22 protein-coding genes and 1 riboswitch are annotated in these 18,875 nt (G+C 52.1%); of the genes, 7 read left to right on the top strand and 15 right to left on the bottom strand.

The window, feature by feature from the left end; genetic code table 11:
• The first annotated feature begins 15 nt into the window (after nt 1–15).
• The 3 genes from ACTQ33_RS07660 (at nt 16) to ACTQ33_RS07650 (ending at nt 1,358) form a co-directional block, all read left to right on the top strand.
• Complete coding sequence (locus tag ACTQ33_RS07660) at nt 16–300, top strand: hypothetical protein (protein WP_441463578.1); 285 nt, start codon at nt 16–18, stop codon at nt 298–300.
• Between the two features lie 281 nt (nt 301–581).
• Entirely contained in the window at nt 582–1,133 is a 552-nt protein-coding gene (locus ACTQ33_RS07655) for a hypothetical protein (protein WP_441463576.1), read from the top strand.
• Nucleotides 1,134–1,154: 21 nt separating this feature from the next.
• Nucleotides 1,155–1,358: a hypothetical protein gene (locus tag ACTQ33_RS07650; protein ID WP_441463575.1), complete on the top strand. Its 204-nt coding sequence runs from the start codon at nt 1,155–1,157 to the stop codon at nt 1,356–1,358.
• A gap of 288 nt (nt 1,359–1,646) precedes the next feature.
• Here the strand turns inward: ACTQ33_RS07650 and ACTQ33_RS07645 are convergent, their stop codons facing one another.
• Entirely contained in the window at nt 1,647–1,859 is a 213-nt protein-coding gene (locus tag ACTQ33_RS07645; protein WP_441463573.1) for a helix-turn-helix domain-containing protein, read from the bottom strand.
• A 165-nt stretch (nt 1,860–2,024) separates the two neighbouring features.
• Between ACTQ33_RS07645 and ACTQ33_RS07640 the strand changes: the two genes are divergently transcribed.
• Both ACTQ33_RS07640 and ACTQ33_RS07635 read left to right on the top strand, forming a co-directional pair.
• Nucleotides 2,025–3,299, top strand: coding sequence for a tyrosine-type recombinase/integrase (locus ACTQ33_RS07640; RefSeq protein WP_441463571.1), 1,275 nt, complete (start codon nt 2,025–2,027; stop codon nt 3,297–3,299).
• Between the two features lie 649 nt (nt 3,300–3,948).
• Nucleotides 3,949–4,359 carry a hypothetical protein gene (locus ACTQ33_RS07635; protein ID WP_441463570.1) on the top strand — a complete coding sequence of 137 codons (411 nt, stop codon included), beginning with the start codon at nt 3,949–3,951 and terminating at the stop codon, nt 4,357–4,359.
• A gap of 442 nt (nt 4,360–4,801) precedes the next feature.
• Here the strand turns inward: ACTQ33_RS07635 and lysS are convergent, their stop codons facing one another.
• The 8 genes from lysS to ACTQ33_RS07595 form a co-directional block, all read right to left on the bottom strand.
• Nucleotides 4,802–6,304 carry a lysine--tRNA ligase gene (gene lysS, locus ACTQ33_RS07630; RefSeq protein WP_441463569.1) on the bottom strand — a complete coding sequence of 501 codons (1,503 nt, stop codon included), beginning with the start codon at nt 6,302–6,304 and terminating at the stop codon, nt 4,802–4,804.
• A gap of 21 nt (nt 6,305–6,325) precedes the next feature.
• Nucleotides 6,326–6,808 (bottom strand): transcription elongation factor GreA, encoded by a 483-nt coding sequence (gene greA, locus ACTQ33_RS07625; protein ID WP_441463568.1) that lies wholly within the window; start codon nt 6,806–6,808, stop codon nt 6,326–6,328.
• Between the two features lie 94 nt (nt 6,809–6,902).
• Nucleotides 6,903–8,078 (bottom strand): S41 family peptidase, encoded by a 1,176-nt coding sequence (locus ACTQ33_RS07620; RefSeq protein ID WP_441463567.1) that lies wholly within the window; start codon nt 8,076–8,078, stop codon nt 6,903–6,905.
• Nucleotides 8,079–8,162: 84 nt separating this feature from the next.
• Nucleotides 8,163–9,434 carry a murein hydrolase activator EnvC family protein gene (locus tag ACTQ33_RS07615; RefSeq protein WP_441463565.1) on the bottom strand — a complete coding sequence of 424 codons (1,272 nt, stop codon included), beginning with the start codon at nt 9,432–9,434 and terminating at the stop codon, nt 8,163–8,165.
• 17 nt (nt 9,435–9,451) lie between these two features.
• Nucleotides 9,452–10,339 (bottom strand): permease-like cell division protein FtsX, encoded by an 888-nt coding sequence (gene ftsX / locus ACTQ33_RS07610; protein ID WP_441463563.1) that lies wholly within the window; start codon nt 10,337–10,339, stop codon nt 9,452–9,454.
• Nucleotides 10,326–11,015, bottom strand: coding sequence for a cell division ATP-binding protein FtsE (gene ftsE, locus ACTQ33_RS07605; protein WP_441463561.1), 690 nt, complete (start codon nt 11,013–11,015; stop codon nt 10,326–10,328). Before ftsE ends, ftsX begins: the two co-directional genes overlap by 14 nt.
• A gap of 22 nt (nt 11,016–11,037) precedes the next feature.
• Nucleotides 11,038–12,132, bottom strand: coding sequence for a PucR family transcriptional regulator (locus ACTQ33_RS07600; RefSeq protein ID WP_441463559.1), 1,095 nt, complete (start codon nt 12,130–12,132; stop codon nt 11,038–11,040).
• Between the two features lie 220 nt (nt 12,133–12,352).
• A complete protein-coding gene (locus ACTQ33_RS07595) occupies nt 12,353–13,045 on the bottom strand; it encodes a pseudouridine synthase (RefSeq protein ID WP_441463557.1) in 693 nt (230 codons plus the stop codon).
• 98 nt (nt 13,046–13,143) lie between these two features.
• Here ACTQ33_RS07595 and ACTQ33_RS07590 point away from each other — a divergent pair, with 98 nt between their 5' ends.
• Complete coding sequence (locus tag ACTQ33_RS07590; RefSeq protein ID WP_441463555.1) at nt 13,144–13,620, top strand: DUF4830 domain-containing protein; 477 nt, start codon at nt 13,144–13,146, stop codon at nt 13,618–13,620.
• Here the strand turns inward: ACTQ33_RS07590 and ACTQ33_RS07585 are convergent.
• Nucleotides 13,586–14,107 (bottom strand): SLOG family protein, encoded by a 522-nt coding sequence (locus ACTQ33_RS07585; RefSeq protein ID WP_441463553.1) that lies wholly within the window; start codon nt 14,105–14,107, stop codon nt 13,586–13,588. The two genes, ACTQ33_RS07590 and ACTQ33_RS07585, sit on opposite strands and share 35 nt — an antisense overlap.
• Nucleotides 14,108–14,220: 113 nt before the next feature.
• The gene (locus tag ACTQ33_RS07580; protein ID WP_441463551.1) at nt 14,221–14,709 is read right to left on the bottom strand and encodes an NUDIX hydrolase; all 489 of its coding nucleotides are present in this window, start codon (nt 14,707–14,709) and stop codon (nt 14,221–14,223) included.
• A gap of 134 nt (nt 14,710–14,843) precedes the next feature.
• Nucleotides 14,844–14,959: riboswitch (FMN riboswitch) on the top strand.
• Between the two features lie 81 nt (nt 14,960–15,040).
• On the opposite strand from ACTQ33_RS07580, the gene ACTQ33_RS07575 reads away from it, so the two are divergent.
• Nucleotides 15,041–15,796: an ECF transporter S component gene (locus tag ACTQ33_RS07575; protein ID WP_441463550.1), complete on the top strand. Its 756-nt coding sequence runs from the start codon at nt 15,041–15,043 to the stop codon at nt 15,794–15,796.
• Between the two features lie 50 nt (nt 15,797–15,846).
• On the opposite strand, the gene ACTQ33_RS07570 is transcribed toward ACTQ33_RS07575, so the two are convergent.
• From ACTQ33_RS07570 to ACTQ33_RS07555, 4 genes are all read right to left on the bottom strand, one after another.
• Nucleotides 15,847–16,332, bottom strand: coding sequence for a methylated-DNA--[protein]-cysteine S-methyltransferase (locus ACTQ33_RS07570; protein WP_441463548.1), 486 nt, complete (start codon nt 16,330–16,332; stop codon nt 15,847–15,849).
• A 52-nt stretch (nt 16,333–16,384) separates the two neighbouring features.
• Nucleotides 16,385–17,914 carry a sodium/proline symporter gene (locus ACTQ33_RS07565; RefSeq protein ID WP_441463546.1) on the bottom strand — a complete coding sequence of 510 codons (1,530 nt, stop codon included), beginning with the start codon at nt 17,912–17,914 and terminating at the stop codon, nt 16,385–16,387.
• Between the two features lie 178 nt (nt 17,915–18,092).
• Nucleotides 18,093–18,683: a TetR/AcrR family transcriptional regulator gene (locus ACTQ33_RS07560; protein WP_441463544.1), complete on the bottom strand. Its 591-nt coding sequence runs from the start codon at nt 18,681–18,683 to the stop codon at nt 18,093–18,095.
• On the bottom strand, nt 18,649–18,875 hold a 227-nt coding region (locus ACTQ33_RS07555), incomplete at its 5' end, for a TetR/AcrR family transcriptional regulator (RefSeq protein WP_441463542.1). The genes ACTQ33_RS07560 and ACTQ33_RS07555, both read right to left, overlap by 35 nt.

Below are 18,875 nucleotides of genomic sequence, written 5' to 3'. Positions count from 1 at the left end.
CGGATGGGTCCGGATATGGACAGCTATGGTGTTGATTATACCGAGTTAGACAAATGGGGAGATCCAGTTTTCGATCTGGAAGAGATTGAATGCTGCTGCGACCGAGACACAGAGTATGAAGTTCATGAGGCTCTGGTTAAACAGTTCCGCGACACACCTATGGAAGATTGCGATGATTACGATTTATGGTGCTGCATCGAAAAAACTTTTACAGCTAACGCCAAAAAGATTGTCCAAATCTTCATGGATTATATTCGTCCAAGATGCGAAGAGATCTCAAATAGCGAAAGAGGTGCTTAGATGCTCTGTCAGGGATGTATCTGCAATCGCTGTCCACACGGATTACAGTGCTATATTTGCAATAATGAACTTGATGGGCACCTGTTAATATCGGAGGGATGTCGCGGCGATCGTGTCAATTCTGTATGCCCGCTCGAAGATATTTCACCGGAACACGCAGAGCCGTTAAGGCAAATCATCAAAGCAAGAGACGCCTTGGCAATGGAAAGATATTTTGATCCGGTTTCCGGGGCATGGTATACTGAAAGCAAAAATCACCACCCATAAGGAGGTGCGCGGTGATGGCGAACAATGTAAAGCTGTTTGACACATACGGAGTTTTGTATATCGGAGTGGCCGAGTTCTTCTTTGACATCGAAGACCTCCCTATCATTCAGAGCCGTACTAACTGGTATGTTGATAAAGGCGGATATTTAACGAGCAGTTATTATTACGCCGGCATCCGGCGCATTGTTCGCTTTCATCGCATTGTAATGCACGCCGGCCCGGATCAATATGTTGACCACAAAAATCGTAAGCGCTACGATAACCGGAAAAACAATCTCCGTTGCTGCAGCTATGCTGAGAACAACCGGAATCGCGGCTTGCGTTCGACTAATAGCTCCGGGGTTATCGGCGTCTCCTTTGATAAACGAAGAAAAAAGTGGACGGCAAGTATCACTTTTAATAGCAGAAAGATATTTATTGGGCGTTTTGAAAATAAAGAAGACGCCATCATGGCTCATCTCAAAAAGGAAATTGAGCTGTTTGGCGAGTTTGCTCCGCAACAAGCGCTTACAAACAGTCTGATTGAATTTGCAGAATGCCTAATTCTGAATAAAACGTGCCTTTGATTAACAAAAAGGAGACTCTATATGAGAGCAACAAAACAATTTAACACCGTAGATACCCAAAACAAGATCGCGATCACTACCGACGAGCTTCAGGCCATGTTAAGTTGTGGGCGGCATTCCGCAGTACAGATCGGCGATGCTGCCGAAGCTCGTATTCAAATTGGAAAGCGGATCTTTTGGAACGTGGAAAAGGTCAAAACATACGTTGATCTTATCTCTGGATAGGCTGACCATTAGCATTTTGTTGTACCGGCTATCTATTGTATAGGAGGTTCATATGGCTTTTAATCTTACTGTCACACGAGACAGCATCTTTATCAATGGAGAAACAATTTCTCCCCCGCCTGGGAAGCGTAGTGGGCACACTACAACAGCCGTTGTCAATAATCGTATCTATGTTAATGGGTTTGAGTATGTCAACGGGAAATGGAAGCGGACTTTGAAAGCTCTCTGGTACCATCTATTCTAATGGCAAAAAAAAGAGCGTAGGGTTATTCCTACGCTCTTCTAGCTTTAGATTTCTTCACCATTATCATTTCTAATAAACCGTCCCTCAAAATGACAATCAAGGGCAGACGCGATCTCTATCAATTCTTTTTCACTAAGATTATCTCGTCTAAACTTCCCACTCAAATTTTGAGAAGTGCAGCCAATTCGAGCAGCCAAATCTTTCAGTGTCATATTGCGTTTAATTAAAGCAATCCGAATTTTTTCAGCCATTGGCATATCAACACCTCCCCGCCCACAACCTTATTGTAAACCGAGCGACTGAAAAAATCAACATTGAGTTTCAACCGTAACTATGTAAGGATTCCCACTTGACACAAGTAATTGCTAAAGATATTATGTAACTGGAAAATTACCATTTTGATGAAGTAAGGAGGGGTTGGTATGGCTGGATTAAAGCGAACAGATAACAAAGGACGTATTCTCAAAGATGGAGAAACACAACGAAAGGACGGGACTTACCGTTATACCTACACCGATGCAGACGGCATTCGGCATGATGTTTACAGTAGACGCCTTGTGCCGACCGATCGCATTCCTCCAGGTTGCAAGGATGACCTTAGTTTACGAGAGAAAGAGCGCAAAATCAACCGTGACCTAGAAGACGGAATTAAAGCTTCCGTTGAAAATAAGGCTACGCTCAACGAACTGTTCGATCTCTATATGGCAAACAAACCAGAATTAAAAGACACCACCCGTAGCAACTATCTTTATATGTACAATAAGTACGTGAGAGATAGTATCGGGAAAAAGAAGATCTCTGAAATCAAATATTCTACCGTCAAAGCGTTTTACACCGGTCTGATCAGAGATAAGGGATTCAAGCCAAATTCAATGGAAATTATTCACACTATTCTCCACCCTACTTTCACATTAGCAGTTAGAGATAACTATATTCGCATCAACCCCGCAGCCGGCGCAATGGCAGAGATCAAGAAAAGCTACAACTGGGAAAAACCCAAGCGTCACGCTTTAACCATTGCAGAGCAGTCTGCGTTCATTGACTATATGAAAACTCATAAAGTCTATCAGCATTGGCTTCCTTTATTTACTGTGTTGCTTGGCACAGGGTGCCGAATTGGAGAAGTAATTGGCCTGCGTTGGGAAGACTGCGACTTCGAGGAAGAGATTATTAGTATCAACCATAATATGGTGTACCGGAAATACGAGGGCGAAGAAAAAGCTCGCTTTCATATCGTCACTCCGAAAACAAGTGCCGGCGTCCGAATAGTTCCTATGTTGTCTGATGTTAAAACTGCTCTACAAGCAGAGTGGGAATTGCAGAGTATTACAGGATTTAACGACTCAATCATTGATGGATATACAGGATTTATTTTTCAAAATCGCTATGGAGATCCACTATCTCCTCATAGCGTTAATCGTGCCATCGACCGAATTTGTGCTGCGTACATTGAAGATGAAACCATTAAGGCCGATCGTGAAGGACGAGATCCTGTGCTTATTCGACACTTCTCTGCTCATAATCTAAGACACACATTTTGTACAAGATTTTGTGAGAATGAAAAAGATCTAAAAGTGATTCAGGAAATCATGGGCCATGCAGATATTGAAACGACGATGAATATCTATGCCGAAGCAACAAAAGAAGCGAAGAAGCGTTCATTTGCAAACCTTGAAGGGAAAATAAAAATTTCTTAACAAGGAGGGCTGGAAATGGGGAAATTGATAGATCTCACCGGGCGCACATTTGATATGCTATCGGTTATAAAAAGAGTTGAAGACAACAAGCCTGGACGGCCTATGTGGATGTGCAAGTGCGAATGCGGGAATATAGTTGTCGTGTCGTCCACCAACTTATTAAAAAAGAATGGCACAAAATCTTGCGGATGCCTAAGGCATAAGTCATCATCTTTGATTGATCTTAAAGGCATGGTCTTTGATAAGCTTACAGTGATTCAAAAGGATACGACTGCAAAACCAGGTAAGGCAAAGTGGATCTGCCAATGTGAATGTGGAAATGTTGTATCTGTACTGTCCGAAAGTCTTCGTAATGGCAAAACGACATCTTGCGGATGCGCCAGATCACAGCTTAAATATAACCTTACCGGGATGCAGTTTGGGCACCTTGAAGTAATAGCACCAGTACAAAATGAACGTATTGCCAGCAACGAGACACGCTGGAAATGTAAGTGTCATAATTGTGGTCGCATAATTGAGGTTAGCAGCTACTGGCTGCGCCATAGCAACCCTTATGGGCACTGCAAATGTACTAGGTTCAATAAACCATAGGTTGTATTTGTATCTATTTGGTAGTATAATCAATAAAAGAAAGAAGGGATAAAATGACATGAAACGAATCTTCGGCTTTATATTTATGTTAACCACACTCTCCCTATTGCTTACAGCTTGTGGGAGCAGCGGAGATACGATAGCAGGGACGTGGATTGTATCTGGCTATGACTGTAACGGAGAATATGTCTCTACAGACGACATCAGCGAACTATATGGAGAAACCTCTGTAGGCTTTAATAAGATCTCTATAATTTTCACAAAGAGTGGGAATGCCACACTAATCAGGCCCGACTACGTTGACAGCACAGAAGAAATAGAGCTTTCTTACACCGTGCAGGATACGGTAGTCGAACTATACGACCCAGACGAGGCAACAGACTATGAACTGCTTAGTTATGATGGAGACGAGCTTCGCGTTGAGATAGCAAACGGACTCACGGTTATACTGGAAAAAAGCAAGACTTAATATAAGGCCGCTTACGCGCTTTTAGAGCGGACATTGGATCTATCAACACTCGTACACTATTCGATGTCTAATCTTCTCTCCTGAGCCACCCCTGAGCGGCATACAAAAAAAATAGGGTACAGACTTCCTTAACGGATTTCTGTACCCTTGTTTTTATACAAAAAAATAAGGGAGCCGGTACTAGACCGACTCCCTATATCGTTTGTTTGATTAGCGCGAATGCCCATTTTAGACCGCATAACGCGGCCACTCCAAGCATAACACTTGGCTGGTCCTGCCGACCTAATCGGTCAGATCCACTCTCCTACCCTCCCACACTTCTGTGTGGTATTCTCAGCAAATGTGGTAACGCTGTGGTAAAATAAAGTCTGACCTTCAATGAACCACAATATATAGTGTTTGCAACAGCAAATATCACTCTATATCGTGTATTTTTTGGATATTAGTCTGCGAGGGGCTTCATGGTGGGGAACAGAATCACATCACGGATGGAATCGGCGCCGGTCAGCAGCATCACGCAGCGATCAATACCGATACCCAAGCCGCCCGTGGGGGGCATACCGTATTCCAATGCAGTCAGGAAATCCTCGTCCATCATACCGGCCTCATCATCGCCCTTGTCCCGCAGCTCCACCTGCTTTTGGAAGCGGCTGCGCTGATCAATGGGGTCATTCAGCTCGGAGAACGCGTTGCCCATTTCGCTATGGCAGATGAACAGCTCAAAGCGCTCTGTCAAGCGGGGGTCCTTGGGGGACCGCTTGGCCAGCGGAGACACATCCACCGGATGCATGGTGATAAAGGTCGGCTGAATCAGCTGCTTTTCCACCCGCTGGTCGAAGCACTCATACAATGCGTTGCCCCAGGTCTTATCCGCCGTCTCCGGCAGCTCCACGCCGATGGCGGAGGCAGCGGCCACCGCATCCTCATCGCTGTCGATGGTCATGAAATCGATGCCGCAGTACTTCTTGACGGCTTCGTGCATGGGCATACGGGGCCAGCCGGGCGCCAGATTGATTTTCTCGCCCTGCCATTCCACCTCATAGGTCCCCAGCAGCTTCTGCGCGGCAGAGGTCAGCAGGTCTTCAAAAAGGTCCATCATATCATTGAAATCAGCATACGCCTGATAGAGCTCAATGGTGGTAAACTCCGGGTTATGCTTGGGGTCCATACCTTCATTTCGGAAGATACGGCCAATTTCATACACGCGGTCCATGCCGCCGACAATCAGCCGCTTCAAGGGCAGTTCGGTGGCAATCCGCATATACATATCAATGTCCAGCGTGTTATGGTGTGTAATAAAGGGACGTGCCGTAGCGCCGCCGGAGATGGTGTTCAGCACCGGCGTCTCTACTTCCATATAACCGCGGTTGTCCATGAAGTCACGGACGTGCTTAATGAACTTGGAGCGGATTTCAAAGTTCTTACGGACTTCGGGATTGACAATCAAATCCACATAGCGCTGACGATACCGGGTCTCCTTGTCGGTCAGGCCGTGGAATTTCTCAGGCAGCGGCAGCAGGGATTTGCTCAGCAGCGTCACCTTCTCCGCCCGGACGCTCATTTCACCCCGCTGGGTGCGAAATACGGTGCCATCAACGCCGACAATGTCACCGATGTCATACTTCTTGAAGAAGTTATAGCACTCCTCGCCCACTTCGTCCTTTCGGACATACAGCTGAATGCGACCGGTCTTATCCTGCAAATCGCAGAAACTGACCTTACCCATACCGCGCTTGCTCATAAGACGGCCAGCCACAGACACCGGCTGATTCTCCATGGCGTCAAAATTGGCCTTGATGGTAGCGCTGTCGCTGGTCACATTAAATTTTGTCAGCTGGAACGGGTCATTGCCGCTCTCCTGTAGCTGGCTCAGCTTCTCCCGACGAATGCGCACCTGATCGCTGTACGACACCTCGGGCTGTTCATTTCTCTTTTCTTCAGACACTGGGTTACCTCCTTTGTCGTATCAGGCCTTCTTCTCCACAGAGATGATTTTGAACTTCAGCATGCCCACCGGGGCCTCCACCTCTACTGTGTCGCCCTCGGTCTTACCCACCATGGCGCGGCCAAAGGGAGAATCATCGGAGATGCAGCCTTCCATGGGGTTGGCCTCCTGAGAGCCAACAATGGTATAGGTCTCCGTCTCGTCCACATCCAGGTCCAGGACAGTGACAACACAGCCCAGACCGATGCGGCCGCTGTTTTCCTCGCTGGCGTCATCGATGATGACAGCATGGGCCAGAATGTTCTCCACCTCGGCAATGCGGCCGTAGAGCTTGGCCTGCTCGTTCTTGGCCTCGTCATATTCACTGTTCTCAGAGAGGTCGCCAAAACTGCGGGCCTCTTTCAGATGCTCGGCCACCTCTTTTTCCCGGGTGGTCTTGAGGTAGTGGAGCTCGTCCTCCAGCTGCTTCAGGCGGGCGCTGCTGATCTTATATTCCTTAGCCATAGATACGATCCTTCCAAATTTTATCATTTATTGTACAGACAAAGATTTGTCTGATGCGTTATCTTGTTGATTATAGAAGATTCCGGTTCCTTCGTCAAGTAGATTCTTGGAACAATGCCAGAGCCGCCTGCATCTGCGGGTCCTCCTCCATCGGCAGCTGGTTATAATACAGCTTGACGGCCTCTTCGTCGTTCAGCTCCACCACCACGTCGGGAGTAATGCCCACGCCGGTGAGGCTGACGCCCTTTGGCGTATAGTATTTGCCGATGGAAATGGCGATGGCCGAGCCGTCCGACAGGGGGAAGGTACTTTGGAAATTGCCCTTGCCATACGTCTGGGTACCGACTATTTCCGCTGCGTCATACTCCTGCAATGCTGCGGCAAAGAACTCCGCTGCAGAGTAGGATTCATGATTGACCAGCACCGCCATGGGCAGGTCCACACAGGCGGCATCGGATTCGTCGATTTCCTCCTCACCGGCATAGTCCACACTGCGGAACAGCACGCCCTCCGGCAACAGATAATCCAGCAGCCTCACCAGCTCCGTTTTCATACCGCCGGGGTTGTTGCGAACATCGAACACAATGGCTTTTGCCCCTTCGACCTGGGCCTGTTCCACGGCGGCCATGCTTTGGCGGGCACAGTCGGCGTCAAAATTGGCAATGGTGATGACAGCAATTTTATCTTCGGTCATGGTGTAGGTGGCCACCGCCTGCTGGACATTGCCCCGCTTCAACGTCACATCATAGGGTTCCCCATCGCGGCTCAAAGTCAGCTGTACCTCTGTCCCCTCTTCGCCCCGGACCCGGTTCACAGTTTCCTCCTGCCCCAGCTCCGTCACCGACTCCCCTTCCACATGGGTCAGCACATCGTCCACCTGGACGCCGCCTTGGTCAGCCGGTCCGTCGGCAGTAACTTCCATAATGCGGAACCCGTCCAGTCCGTCCTCTGCCTGAATGGTAACGCCGATGCCCACATAGGCGTTGTTCATCTGCTCCAAATAGGCGTCGTAATCATCGGCGGAGATATAGTAGCTCCATTCGTCGCCGGTGGCTGCAATCATACCGGCGGCTGCCCCGTCGGCCAACCGCTCCGGGTCGTACTCATCGATAAAGTACGCATCCAGATACCGGCTGATTTCCTCGGTCTTGGCTGTCCACGGTGTGGACGGTATGGCGCTGCCCAGCTCCCGGTAGGTGATGCAGAACGTCACCGCCGCGCTGGCGGCCATCAATCCCAGGACCATGGCTGCTTTCCAGAATTTTTTCAAGGTTTGACTCCCTTCTGCCATAAAATCAAGGACACCCACAGTGTGCCCCGCTCCGGGCACACTGTGGGGCTTTGGAATCTTCGGTTAGATAGAGATGTAATCCATGGGGTTGACATTGGAGCCGCCGTAGAACACCTCAAAGTGCAGGTGTGCGCCGGTGCTCCAACCGGTGCTGCCCACATAGCCGATGATGTCGCCCTGATTGACATAGTCGCCCACAGACACCACATAGTTGGTCATATGGGCATACAGACTGCCAAAGCCGTCATTATGGCTGATGGAGACATAATAGCCGTTAACACTGCTATAGGTAGCCGTGGTCACGGTACCGCTCTTAACAGCATAGATGGGCGTGCCGGCACCGGCAGCCAGGTCCACGCCGGAGTGCATGGAATAGTAACCGTAGATGGGGTGCTCCCGGTAGCCGTAGGCACAGGACACATAACAGCTGCCTGCCGGCAGCGGGGACACAAAGCCGCTGCTGCTGGCGCCGCCGCTGGGACGGCTGATGTTGCCGCTGGCAGCCTCCTGACGGGCCTGCTCAATCTTCCGCTGTGCCTCCTCGTCGGCCAGTGCGTCCTCGTAAGCCTTCTGGGTATCCAAAATCTGCTGGCGTACTTCCGCCTCCAGGGCGTCATATGTCTCGCTGGCGGCTTTCAGCTCGTCCTGCTTGCTCATGAGCTCGGTGATCATGGCGTCAGCTTCGGCACGCTGCTCGGACAGCTGCTGCTCCAGCACGTCCTGCTCCGCCTTGGCGGCCTCCAGTTCGGCGCGGCCCGCCTCCACTTCCGCCTTGGCAGCGGAAATCTGGTCGGCCACATCCCGCAGCTGCTGCAGCATGATCTGGTCAGCCTCGCTGATCTCGTAGATCATATCGATACGGTCCAGCAAATCGGTAAAACTGCTGGCATTGAACAGAACCGACCAATAGGACACGTTGCCCGTCTCCTCCATGGCCCGCAGACGCAGCTTATACTGTTCATTGAGCTTCGTCTCATTGTCCAGCGCCTGATCCAGCTCCTCCTGCTTGGCGGCAATCAGCAGATTATACTGTTGAATCTGCTGGTTCAGGTTTTCCACCTGCTGGCGGGTCAGCTCAATCTGCTGATCGATGTTGGCTTTCTTGTCCACAATGGACTGCGTTTCCGATTGATTATCGGCAATCTGCTGTTGCAGGTCCGCCGCCTGTGCGGCGATTTCATCAGCCTTGCTCTGCAAGTCGTTGATCTTGTTCTTCAACTCCGACGACGAGGCCGCCGATACGGGAACCGGCAGCACACTGAGAAATACGCCGCCGAGCATCAGCACAGACAGAATAATGGCTACGATGGATACAAGTAATCTGCGTTGTTTCATGGTATCCTCCCAGATGATCAGACGTTCAGGAATTTACGGATGGAAAGAAGACTGCCAAAGACGCCCACCATAAAGCCGGTGATGGCATAGGCGGCAATCATCAGATACAGGACCTCGGAGAAGGGCACCACGGTGAACAGCCGCAGCGTATCCACCGAAGCAATGCGCTCCGCCACCAGCTTATACAGGCCCCACTCCAGGAAAAAGGCCACGGCAGCGCCGAACATGCCCAGGAGGAAGCCTTCCACCACATAGGGCATCCGGATAAATCCGTTGGTGGCGCCCACCATGCGCATGACCGCGATTTCATCCTTACGGTCATACATGGCCAGTTTGACCGTATTGGAAATGATCAGCAGGGACACCACCAGCAGTACCGCAATGATGGCCACAGAAGCAATGCGCAGCACATGCTGCAATGTGGTGAAGCCCTCCGAGATCTCGTAGTGGGCCGATACATCGGCCACCCCCTGAATCTGCCGCAGATCATTTTCCGTCTGCCGCATAAGGGTGTTGTCCTCCAGCGTAATCACAAACCGGTCCCGCAGCGTGTCGGATTGCAGTCCGGCAAAGGCGTCGGGATCGTTCTGTTCTTCCACAAAGTTTTTCAGGGCCTCTTCCCTGGAAATAAACTGGGCGTTGTGTACATTTCCAATCATATTGATCTGCGACCCGACGCTCTTAGCCTGATCTTCCGTATAGGTTTCGTCAATATAGACGATCATTTCATTTTCCTGTTCCAGCTCCGTCACCATGACGCTGAGGTTGTACAGGATCAGACTGAAGCTGCCCATGATGATCAAACAGGCAACGGTAACGCAGACCGCCGCGAAGGACATAAAGCCATGGAGGAAAATGCCCCGGACGCCTTCGCGGATCAGATAACCAAATTTATTCCTCTTCATACGTATAGTACCCGTCCATTCCGTCGCTGATGATTTTGCCTTCGTCGATGGCCACCACACGCTTGGTAAAGCGGTTGACCAAATCCCGTTCATGGGTAACCACCAGAACGGTGGTGCCCAGGGCGTTGATGTGCTCCAGCAGCATCATGATCTCCAGAGAGCGGGCCGGGTCCAGATTGCCCGTGGGCTCGTCGGCGATGATGATGGAGGGATTGTTGACCAGCGCTCTGGCGATGGCCACACGCTGCTGCTCGCCGCCGGACAGTTCGTTGGGCAGGCGGTGACCCTTCTTGTCCAGGCCAACCAAACCCAGCACATAGGACACCCGCTTGTGGATGACCTTCTCCTTGGCGCCCACCACTCGGATGGCGAACGCCACGTTTTCATAAACCGTCTTGTTCTCAATGAGCCGGAAGTCCTGGAACACCACCCCCAGGGTGCGGCGCATAAACGGGATGGAACTCTGTTTGATGGATTCCACTTTAAAACCGTTGACCTGCACCGAGCCGGAGGTGGGCCGCAGCTCCGCCGTCAGCAGCTTGATGAGGGTGGACTTACCGGAACCGGACGGTCCCACCAGAAAGACGAATTCTCCGTCATCGATGCGAAGATTGACACCCCGCAACGCCTTGGTGCCGTTGTCGTAGGTTTTCTTCACGTTCTGAAACTCAATCATGTCATCACTCCAGAATGTATACTCAGATCAGACGGTTCTCCCTGGATACCAGGTATTTCTTGACCATCAGGGCCACCTTGAAGATGATGGCGTGGTCAAATTCCCGCAGATCCAGACCCGTCAGCTTCTTGATCTTTTCCAGACGATACACCAGTGTGTTGCGGTGGACAAAGAGCTTGCGGGATGTCTCCGAAACGTTCAGATTATTCTCAAAGAACTTGTTGATGGTAAACAGTGTCTCCTGGTCGAGAGAATCAATGGAATTTTTCTTGAAGACCTCGGACAGAAAAATCTCACATAGGGTGGTGGGCAACTGGTAGATCAGACGGCCGATACCCAGATTCTCATAGCTGAGGATGCTCTTTTCCGTGTCGAAAACCTTGCCCACCTCGATGGCCACCTGGGCCTCCTTATAGGCGTCGGCCAGCTCCCGCAGATGGTTGGCGATGGTGCCGATGCCAATGGCCGTCTTGATGAACAGCTCAGCTTTGAGGGTATCCTCCACCGACTGGGCGATCTTGAACAGCTCCGCGCTCTCCACATTGGCCGGGACCTGCTTGACAATGGCGATATCCGTCTCATTGATGCTGAGCACAAAGTCCTGCTGCTTGTCGGTAAACATATTTTGCAGGACATCCACTGCCGCTACATCAGCCCGTCCAATCTGGCGGATCAGAAATACGGCACGCTGCACATCGGTGGCAAAATGCAATTCTTTGGCTCGGATGTAGATATCGCCCGGCAGAATGTTGTCGGTGATAATGTTCTTGACGAAAGTACCCTTGTCGTGCTTTTCCTCATAGTAGGTCTTGGCGCCGTTAAGTGCCACATAGGCCATAATACACAGGCTTCTGGCCGCCTCGTCGTCGCCGTCGGCAAAAACGGCATAGTCAAAATAAGAACTCCAGCTGGACAGCGGTTTAAACGTCTTCTTATCCACGATAACAATGGAATCCGGCGCACTGTTGAGCTTGATGACTGCGTCCGACCATTTCTCCCCAATCATGGCAGTATCACTGCACGAAATCACATTACCATCAGAGTCAATGACGCCGATCATGCGATCGGTGGCATCCTTCATCTGCACGATGACGCTCTGAAACACCCGACTGGACATATGATGCCCTCCCCTTCAAAATAACGCATAACAACGGAATACACAAATATTCACATAGATTCTACAATGCTTTTGTCCATATTTCAAGAGGTATTTGACATTTTATTTCAAAATGATCGCCGATATTTGTTTCTTTTTGCCATATGCCGCCGGAAACATCCCGATTTTTCAGGAAAACAGCGGTCTTTTCCCGAAAAATGGTTGTGCATAATGACCAAGTTCACAGTTGTAAAATTTCTTCCTCTTTCAGAACCCGGCAGCCGCCTTTGGGAAGATTCCCCAATTCCAGTGGTCCTTCCGCCACACGCTTGAGGTAGCGAACATACAGGCCACGAGAGGCCATCATGCGGCGGACCTGATGATATTTGCCCTCGTGGAGCACAATGCGGCTTTTTCCCGGCCCCAGCGGCGTCAGTTCCGCAGGCAGGCAAATATCCCCGTCCCGCAGCACAATGCCCTGTTGAAACGCCTCCACATCGGCAACAGTACTCTCTCCGTCGTGCTCCGCCTCATAGACCTTGGACACCCGATGCTTTGGCGAGATCAACCGGTGCAGCAGTGCGCCGTCGTTGGTCAGCAGCAGCAGCCCCTCCGTTTCCTTATCCAGCCGTCCCACCGGCGACAAGCCCATGGCGCGATACGGCTCGGGAATCAGCTCCATCACTGTCGGGTCCCGTGGGTCCTCTGTAGACGTCACATAACCGGCCGGTTTATGGAGCATCAGCACCACGACACCAGGACGGGTGATGGGCTGACCATCCACCAATATGGTATCGGCTGCGGCGTCCACTTTCTGCTCCGGGGTACGGGCCGCCTGGCCGTTGACGGTGACTCGTCCGGCCCGGATGATTCCTTTTAACTCTCTGCGGGAGGCCACACCGGCCTCCGACAGCACTTTGTCCAACCGCTGCATACGGTCCCTCCTGTTATGGTTTCCGGCTTGTCATATTTGTCCCACAGGACGAATACGCTATAGCACCAATGGTAAATTTCAGATTGGGGGAAAACAACATGGTAGTTGTCACCACAAAAGTATCCAAGGGAAAACTGGTCGCCATTCTGCTGATCCTTGCGGTCATCGTGGGTCTGCTGGTCACGCTGGGGTCCAAGGCCGACCAGGAAGCCGACGCCGCCGCGGAATCGGCCCTGACGGTCTCAAACAATGAAGAGCGGGTGGCGTATCTGCAATCCCTGGGCTGGGACGTCGCTGAGGAACCGGTGGAATCCCAGGAAGTCCGCATTCCGGCGGAGCTGCCGGATGTTCTGGTACAATATAATGAGTTGCAGAAAAGCCAGAACTTTGACCTGACCCGCTACGCCGGTAAAACCGTCTCCCGCTTTGTCTACGAAGTCCTCAACTATCCGAACAGCGCCGAACGGTTTTTTGCCACGCTGCTGGTCTACGAGGACATGGTCATCGGCGGCGACGTGACCTCGGCCAGTCAGGACGGGCTTATGCAGGGCCTGCAATTTCCGACGGGTCATTGACGATTTCCCACAGGGAAATTACGGGAATCCGGGCCAGCTGCGCCTGACGGACCATCCAGCCGGTACCGCCCTTGCCGCCGTCATAAAAGCTGACCACCACATCGCACCGCTCCAGCATCCACTGATTGCGCCGCATCATGCACTGGGGTGTGTACTCTTCCTGTATCAGGATCACATGGCGGCAGGCGCCACACAGACGGTGATAGCGCCGCCGGTCCGCCGCCGTCCATTGATCCGCTTGTCCCCGGCATGGCAAAACCGCCCACAGCTCCGTCTGTGGGCGTTCTTCCTGTAACCGCAGCACCGCTTCGGCAAACAGGGTGTCGCTGCCCCTGGCCATGCCGCAGAGAAACACGTCCACGCCCTTGTCGCTGAGATGGCGAACCGTCCCCAGCAGGCAGTCTTTCAGCAGATCACAGCGGGGGTCCTCCTCGTGCTCGCCCCAGGGCAGCCGCCCGGGCCGGTGTCCCGTAAATGCACAAATCAAGGGAGTAACCTCCTTCCCGTTTCCCAAAATGATAAAAAAGTCTGTTGGTTTTCCGCTTCACCGTCTCCATGTCCCTAGGCAAAGCCGTGGGCGCTGGGGAGGGTAGCGGTTTTTCAACCTTGTAGTTTCTGCAAAAACTGCTGCATTCTTTTGGTTACCAGTTCCTGTTGTGTCATCCGGAGCAGCGCATCCCGGCTCACCCATTGATAATCTGTGGTTTCGCCCTCCTGCAAACGCACACTTTCTTTCTCACAGCTTGTGACGCACAAAAATTCCACATAGATAGATCGGTTGGTCTCCGATACCACGCGTCCCACCTCGGTTAATTGTTCCGCAGCAATTCCGGTTTCCTCTAAAAGCTCCCGTGCCGCACATTCCGCAGGACTTTCTCCTTGCAGCGCGGACCCTCCTGCCGTCGCTTCCCACATACCCCCAAACCGCTTACACCCGTCCCGGAGCATTAGCAAATAGGTACCGTCTGTGTGCTTTACGATGATATCACAAACCAGATGGAACAGTCCGGCCGGGATGGCCTCTCCACGAATCAGCGTCACGCCCTCCACTCGATTGAGCTGTGCATCATAGGCGTCCCATATTTCCATATTGTTCACCTCACAGCAGTTGCTCTACCAGTATTTGTTCAGTATTTGTCGAACAGTATACCATACTTCGCTCCGCAAAAAAAGGGTTGCAATTCCATCACACCATGGTATAATACGGGTGTAGCAACTGAATAGCATGTCTTCGGGGCAGGGTGAAATTCCCGATCGGCGGTGACAGTCCGCTAGCGGCAACGCATGAACCGGTGCAATTCCGGTACCGACAGTATAGTCTGGATGGAAGAAGATATGGCGTGTCCCCCCAATGGGTTCGTCGTCACCTGGAAGACAAGTCTTTCAGGTGTTTTCTATTTTTACGACGAGGTGATTCCTAATGAAAGAACTTCTGCAAACCGCATCCGAAAACGTTTCCTTTCTGCTGGTGAGCCTGCTGGTCTTCGCCGCTTTGGTGGCTGTAGCCAAGCTGGCTGAACGGCTGGTCCATGCCGACCTGCACCGCCCCACCCAGTCCCGTTACATTGCTTTTGTGGCCATGTCCGCCGCATTGGGCGGTATTCTCATGTATTTTGAGATTCCCCTGTTCTTCGCCCCTTCCTTCTATGAGCTGGATCTTAGCGAGATTCCAGTGCTTATCTGCTCTTTCTATCTGGGGCCTGTGGCCGGTGTTATCACTGAGTTTCTGAAGGTTGTGATCAAGCTGTTCCTCAAGGGTACTTCCACAGCTTTCGTCGGTGACTTCGCCAATTTTGTCGTAGGCTGCACCTTCATCCTGCCCGCCACCATCTTCTATCACATCCGCAAGACCAGAAAGATGGCTGTCATCGGCATGGTGGTTGGCACCGTCGTTATGGCTATTTGCGGCAGCCTGTTCAACGCCCTGTACCTGCTGCCCACGTTCTCCGTCCTTTACGGCATGCCCCTGGATGCAATTGTCGGCATGGGTCAGGCCGTCAACCCCGCCATCGACAGTGTGACCATGCTGGTGCTGCTGGCTGTTGTTCCCTTCAACATCCTCAAAGGCGCCGTGGTCTCCGTGGTCACCTTTGCCCTCTACAAGCGCACAGAGCGCGCCCTGTCGAGAGCGATGCTGCCCCAGCAGCGTCCCGCCCGTCACGGCACGGTTTCTTAAACGGTACACAAAAACGCCGCACCGGTCATCTTCCACCGGTGCGGCGTTTTTTACAGGCGATATGGGATATGTTCCAGGTCCAGCAGAAGTCGCTTCCGCTCCAGGCCACCGGCATATCCGCCCAGGCGGCCATCGACCGCCAACACCCGGTGACAAGGAATGACAATGGAGATAGGATTTCGTCCCACCGCGCCGCCTACCGCACGGGGTGAGGAATGCAATATGGACGCCAGTTGGCCGTAGGTCCGGCTCTCCCCTGCCGGAATCTCTCCCAGCAGCGCCCACACCTGCTTGTCAAAGGCGCTGCCCTGGGGCCGGACCAGCCCGGGAAACGGTTCCAGCTGCCCCGCAAAATATTGGTTCAACCAGTCCCGCAGCTGTTCCAGCACCGGCGACGGCTCCATTCGCGTCTGGTCCAAATCGTGTTTCCCGCCAAATTTGCGCTGTCCCTCCAGCCATAGTCCCACCAATGTCTCGCCATCGGCCAGGGCCGTCAGCATTCCCAGTGGTGATTGAATTTTGGCAAGATACATCATAAGATACCCCCCAAAAACGGTGCGCTGTCTCTCCACAGCGCACCGTTAAACCTTACATGGATTTCACTTGATCGAACTGGTCGCGGACCACCTTGGACGGCGCGGGCGTCAGCAGGCTCACCACCACGATGGCAGCACAGGCCAGCAGGAATGCCGGCAGCAACTCGTAGAGGTTCCATGCGCCACCCAGGGGCCGCACGAGGTACTTCCACACAAAGACCATGACGCCGCCCACTACCATACCGGCCAGAGCGCCATATTGATTGGAGCGTTTCCAGAACAGCGCCGCCAGAACCACGGGACCGAACACCGCACCGAAGCCTGCCCAAGCGAAGGAGGCAATGGCAAACACGGAACTGTTGGGGTCCCGGGCCAGATACACACCGATGAGGGCAATCAAAACCACTGTCGTCCGGGCCACCAGCATGGTGGTTTTTCTGGACATTTTGATCCGTAAAAAGTCCTGCATCAAGTTCCGGGAGACGCTGGAGGCCGCCGCCAGCAGCTGGGAATCGGCGGTGGACATGGTGGAGGCCAGAATGCCGGCCAGAACCAGACCGGCCACACAGGCTGCCAAAACGCCGTGACTGCTCAGCAGATCGGAAAACCGGACGATTACCGTCTCGGAATCGCTGCCCACCAAAACGGGGATAGCGCCGGCCTTGGTAGCGGCATTGCCCACAATGCCGATGGCCAGGGCCACAAACATGGCAATGACGACCCATCCGGTAGCCACCCGCCGGGACAACTTCAATTTCTCTGCGTCTTCAATGGCCATAAATCGCAGAAGGATGTGCGGCATTCCAAAATAGCCCAGCCCCCAAGCCAATGTGGAAACCACTGTCAGAATGCCATAGGGCTTAGCGGTACCGCTTGCCACATCATGGGTGGCGGTCAGTCCCAGGTAGCCCGGCAGCGACCGGGCGTTATCCAGAACATTGTCAAAGCCGCCGGCCACATGGACGCCGAACAGCAGCACGGCAAACAGGGCGATGGTCATAATGATCGACTGGATAAAGTCGGTGGTGGAAGCCGCAAGAAAGCCGCCCATGGTGCAATACAGGACGATAACGGCGGCGCTGATCAGCATAGCCGTCACATAATTGACACCAAAGATACTGGAAAACAGCTTACCGCAGGCGGCAAAGCCGGAGGCCGTATACGGAATAAAGAAAATCAGAATGAATACGGCAGCAATACCACACAGCAAGTTTTTCTTGTCGCCGTAGCGATTGGAAAAGAAGTCCGGTAGAGTGATGGAGCCGGTGGCGTGGGTGTAGCAGCGAATACGCTTCGCTACAATGAGCCAGTTGATATAGGTGCCCAGTACCAGGCCCAGGGCCGTCCAGCCCGCATCGGCCACGCCGGTTAAGTACGCCACACCGGGCAGGCCCATCAAAAGCCAGCTGCTCATATCGGAGGCCTCGGCGCTCATGGCTGTCACCAGAGGGCCGAGCTTGCGGCCACCCAAATAAAAATCGTCGGTATCGTTGTTTTTCTTGGAGCAGACATAGCCTACATAGAGCATACCCAGTAGGTATACGGCAATGGTGGCCATGATGCACAGATGTGCAGTCGTCATAGGGATTCCTCTCTTCCTTCCGTGGGAAACGGTATTGCAGAATGGAGGTATCTTATCATAAATAAAATTAGACTGCAATGCAGAACGTAGTTCAGACTTATTTCTTAATTTTCCTTGAAAACGCCCTAATATCAATGAATTTTATCCGTACAAAAACAGAAATGTTTTCAGACGATGATTAGGAATTTTTTCGGATTTCCCGCAGTAGCATGGGCATCACTGTTTTTGCATAGGATTTTAGGGAGTAATCGCCGTTACAGATGCACCAATCGTACATCAACGCTCGCTCGCACAGGGCGTACAGCTTGGTGATCTCATTGACCGAAAGATCGGTCCGCAGCTCTCCCCTGCTCTGACCTTCTTGAACAATCTGCCGCAGCAACTTGTAATAGATGCGGTTGTGGTCCAGCAAATGCTTTTCGCCCTTGGTGGTCAGCTGGGTAGAATACAGCCGGGCCAGCAGGTCCAGCGAAACAGAGTTCTCTATGAGTTGAAACAGCTCCTGATTGAGATACAACAATTTTTCAAAGCTGTCCATATCGTCGGTCAGTGTGGGAATCAATTCCTCGTACTTCTCGTCAAACAGCATGGACAGAGAACTGAGCAGCGCGTCCTTGCCCTCAAAATAGTGGTAGAAAGAGCCTTTGGAAGTCTCCGACAGTTCGATAATCTCATCGACGGTGGTGTGGTCATAGCCCTGCTCATAAAAGAGCCGCCAGGCCGCCGAGACGATTTTACGTTTGGTATTTTGGCCTCGTTTGTTCTTCATGGCTTCCTCCCGTAGCACAAAAGCCCGCCAGTGTTCCGGCGGGCTTTTGTATTGGTCTTACTCGTTGTCCCAGTTGTGCCAACAGTTCGATAATCTCATCGACGGTGGTGTGGTCATAGCCCTGCTCATAAAAGAGCCGCCAGGCCGCCGAGACGATTTTACGTTTGGTATTTTGGCCTCGTTTGTTCTTCA

Source organism: Candidatus Avoscillospira sp. LCP25S3_F1, from assembly GCF_052117125.1.
Classification (GTDB): Bacteria; Bacillota; Clostridia; order Oscillospirales; family Oscillospiraceae; genus Avoscillospira_A.
This window is presented reverse-complemented; position numbering and strand designations above follow the sequence as displayed.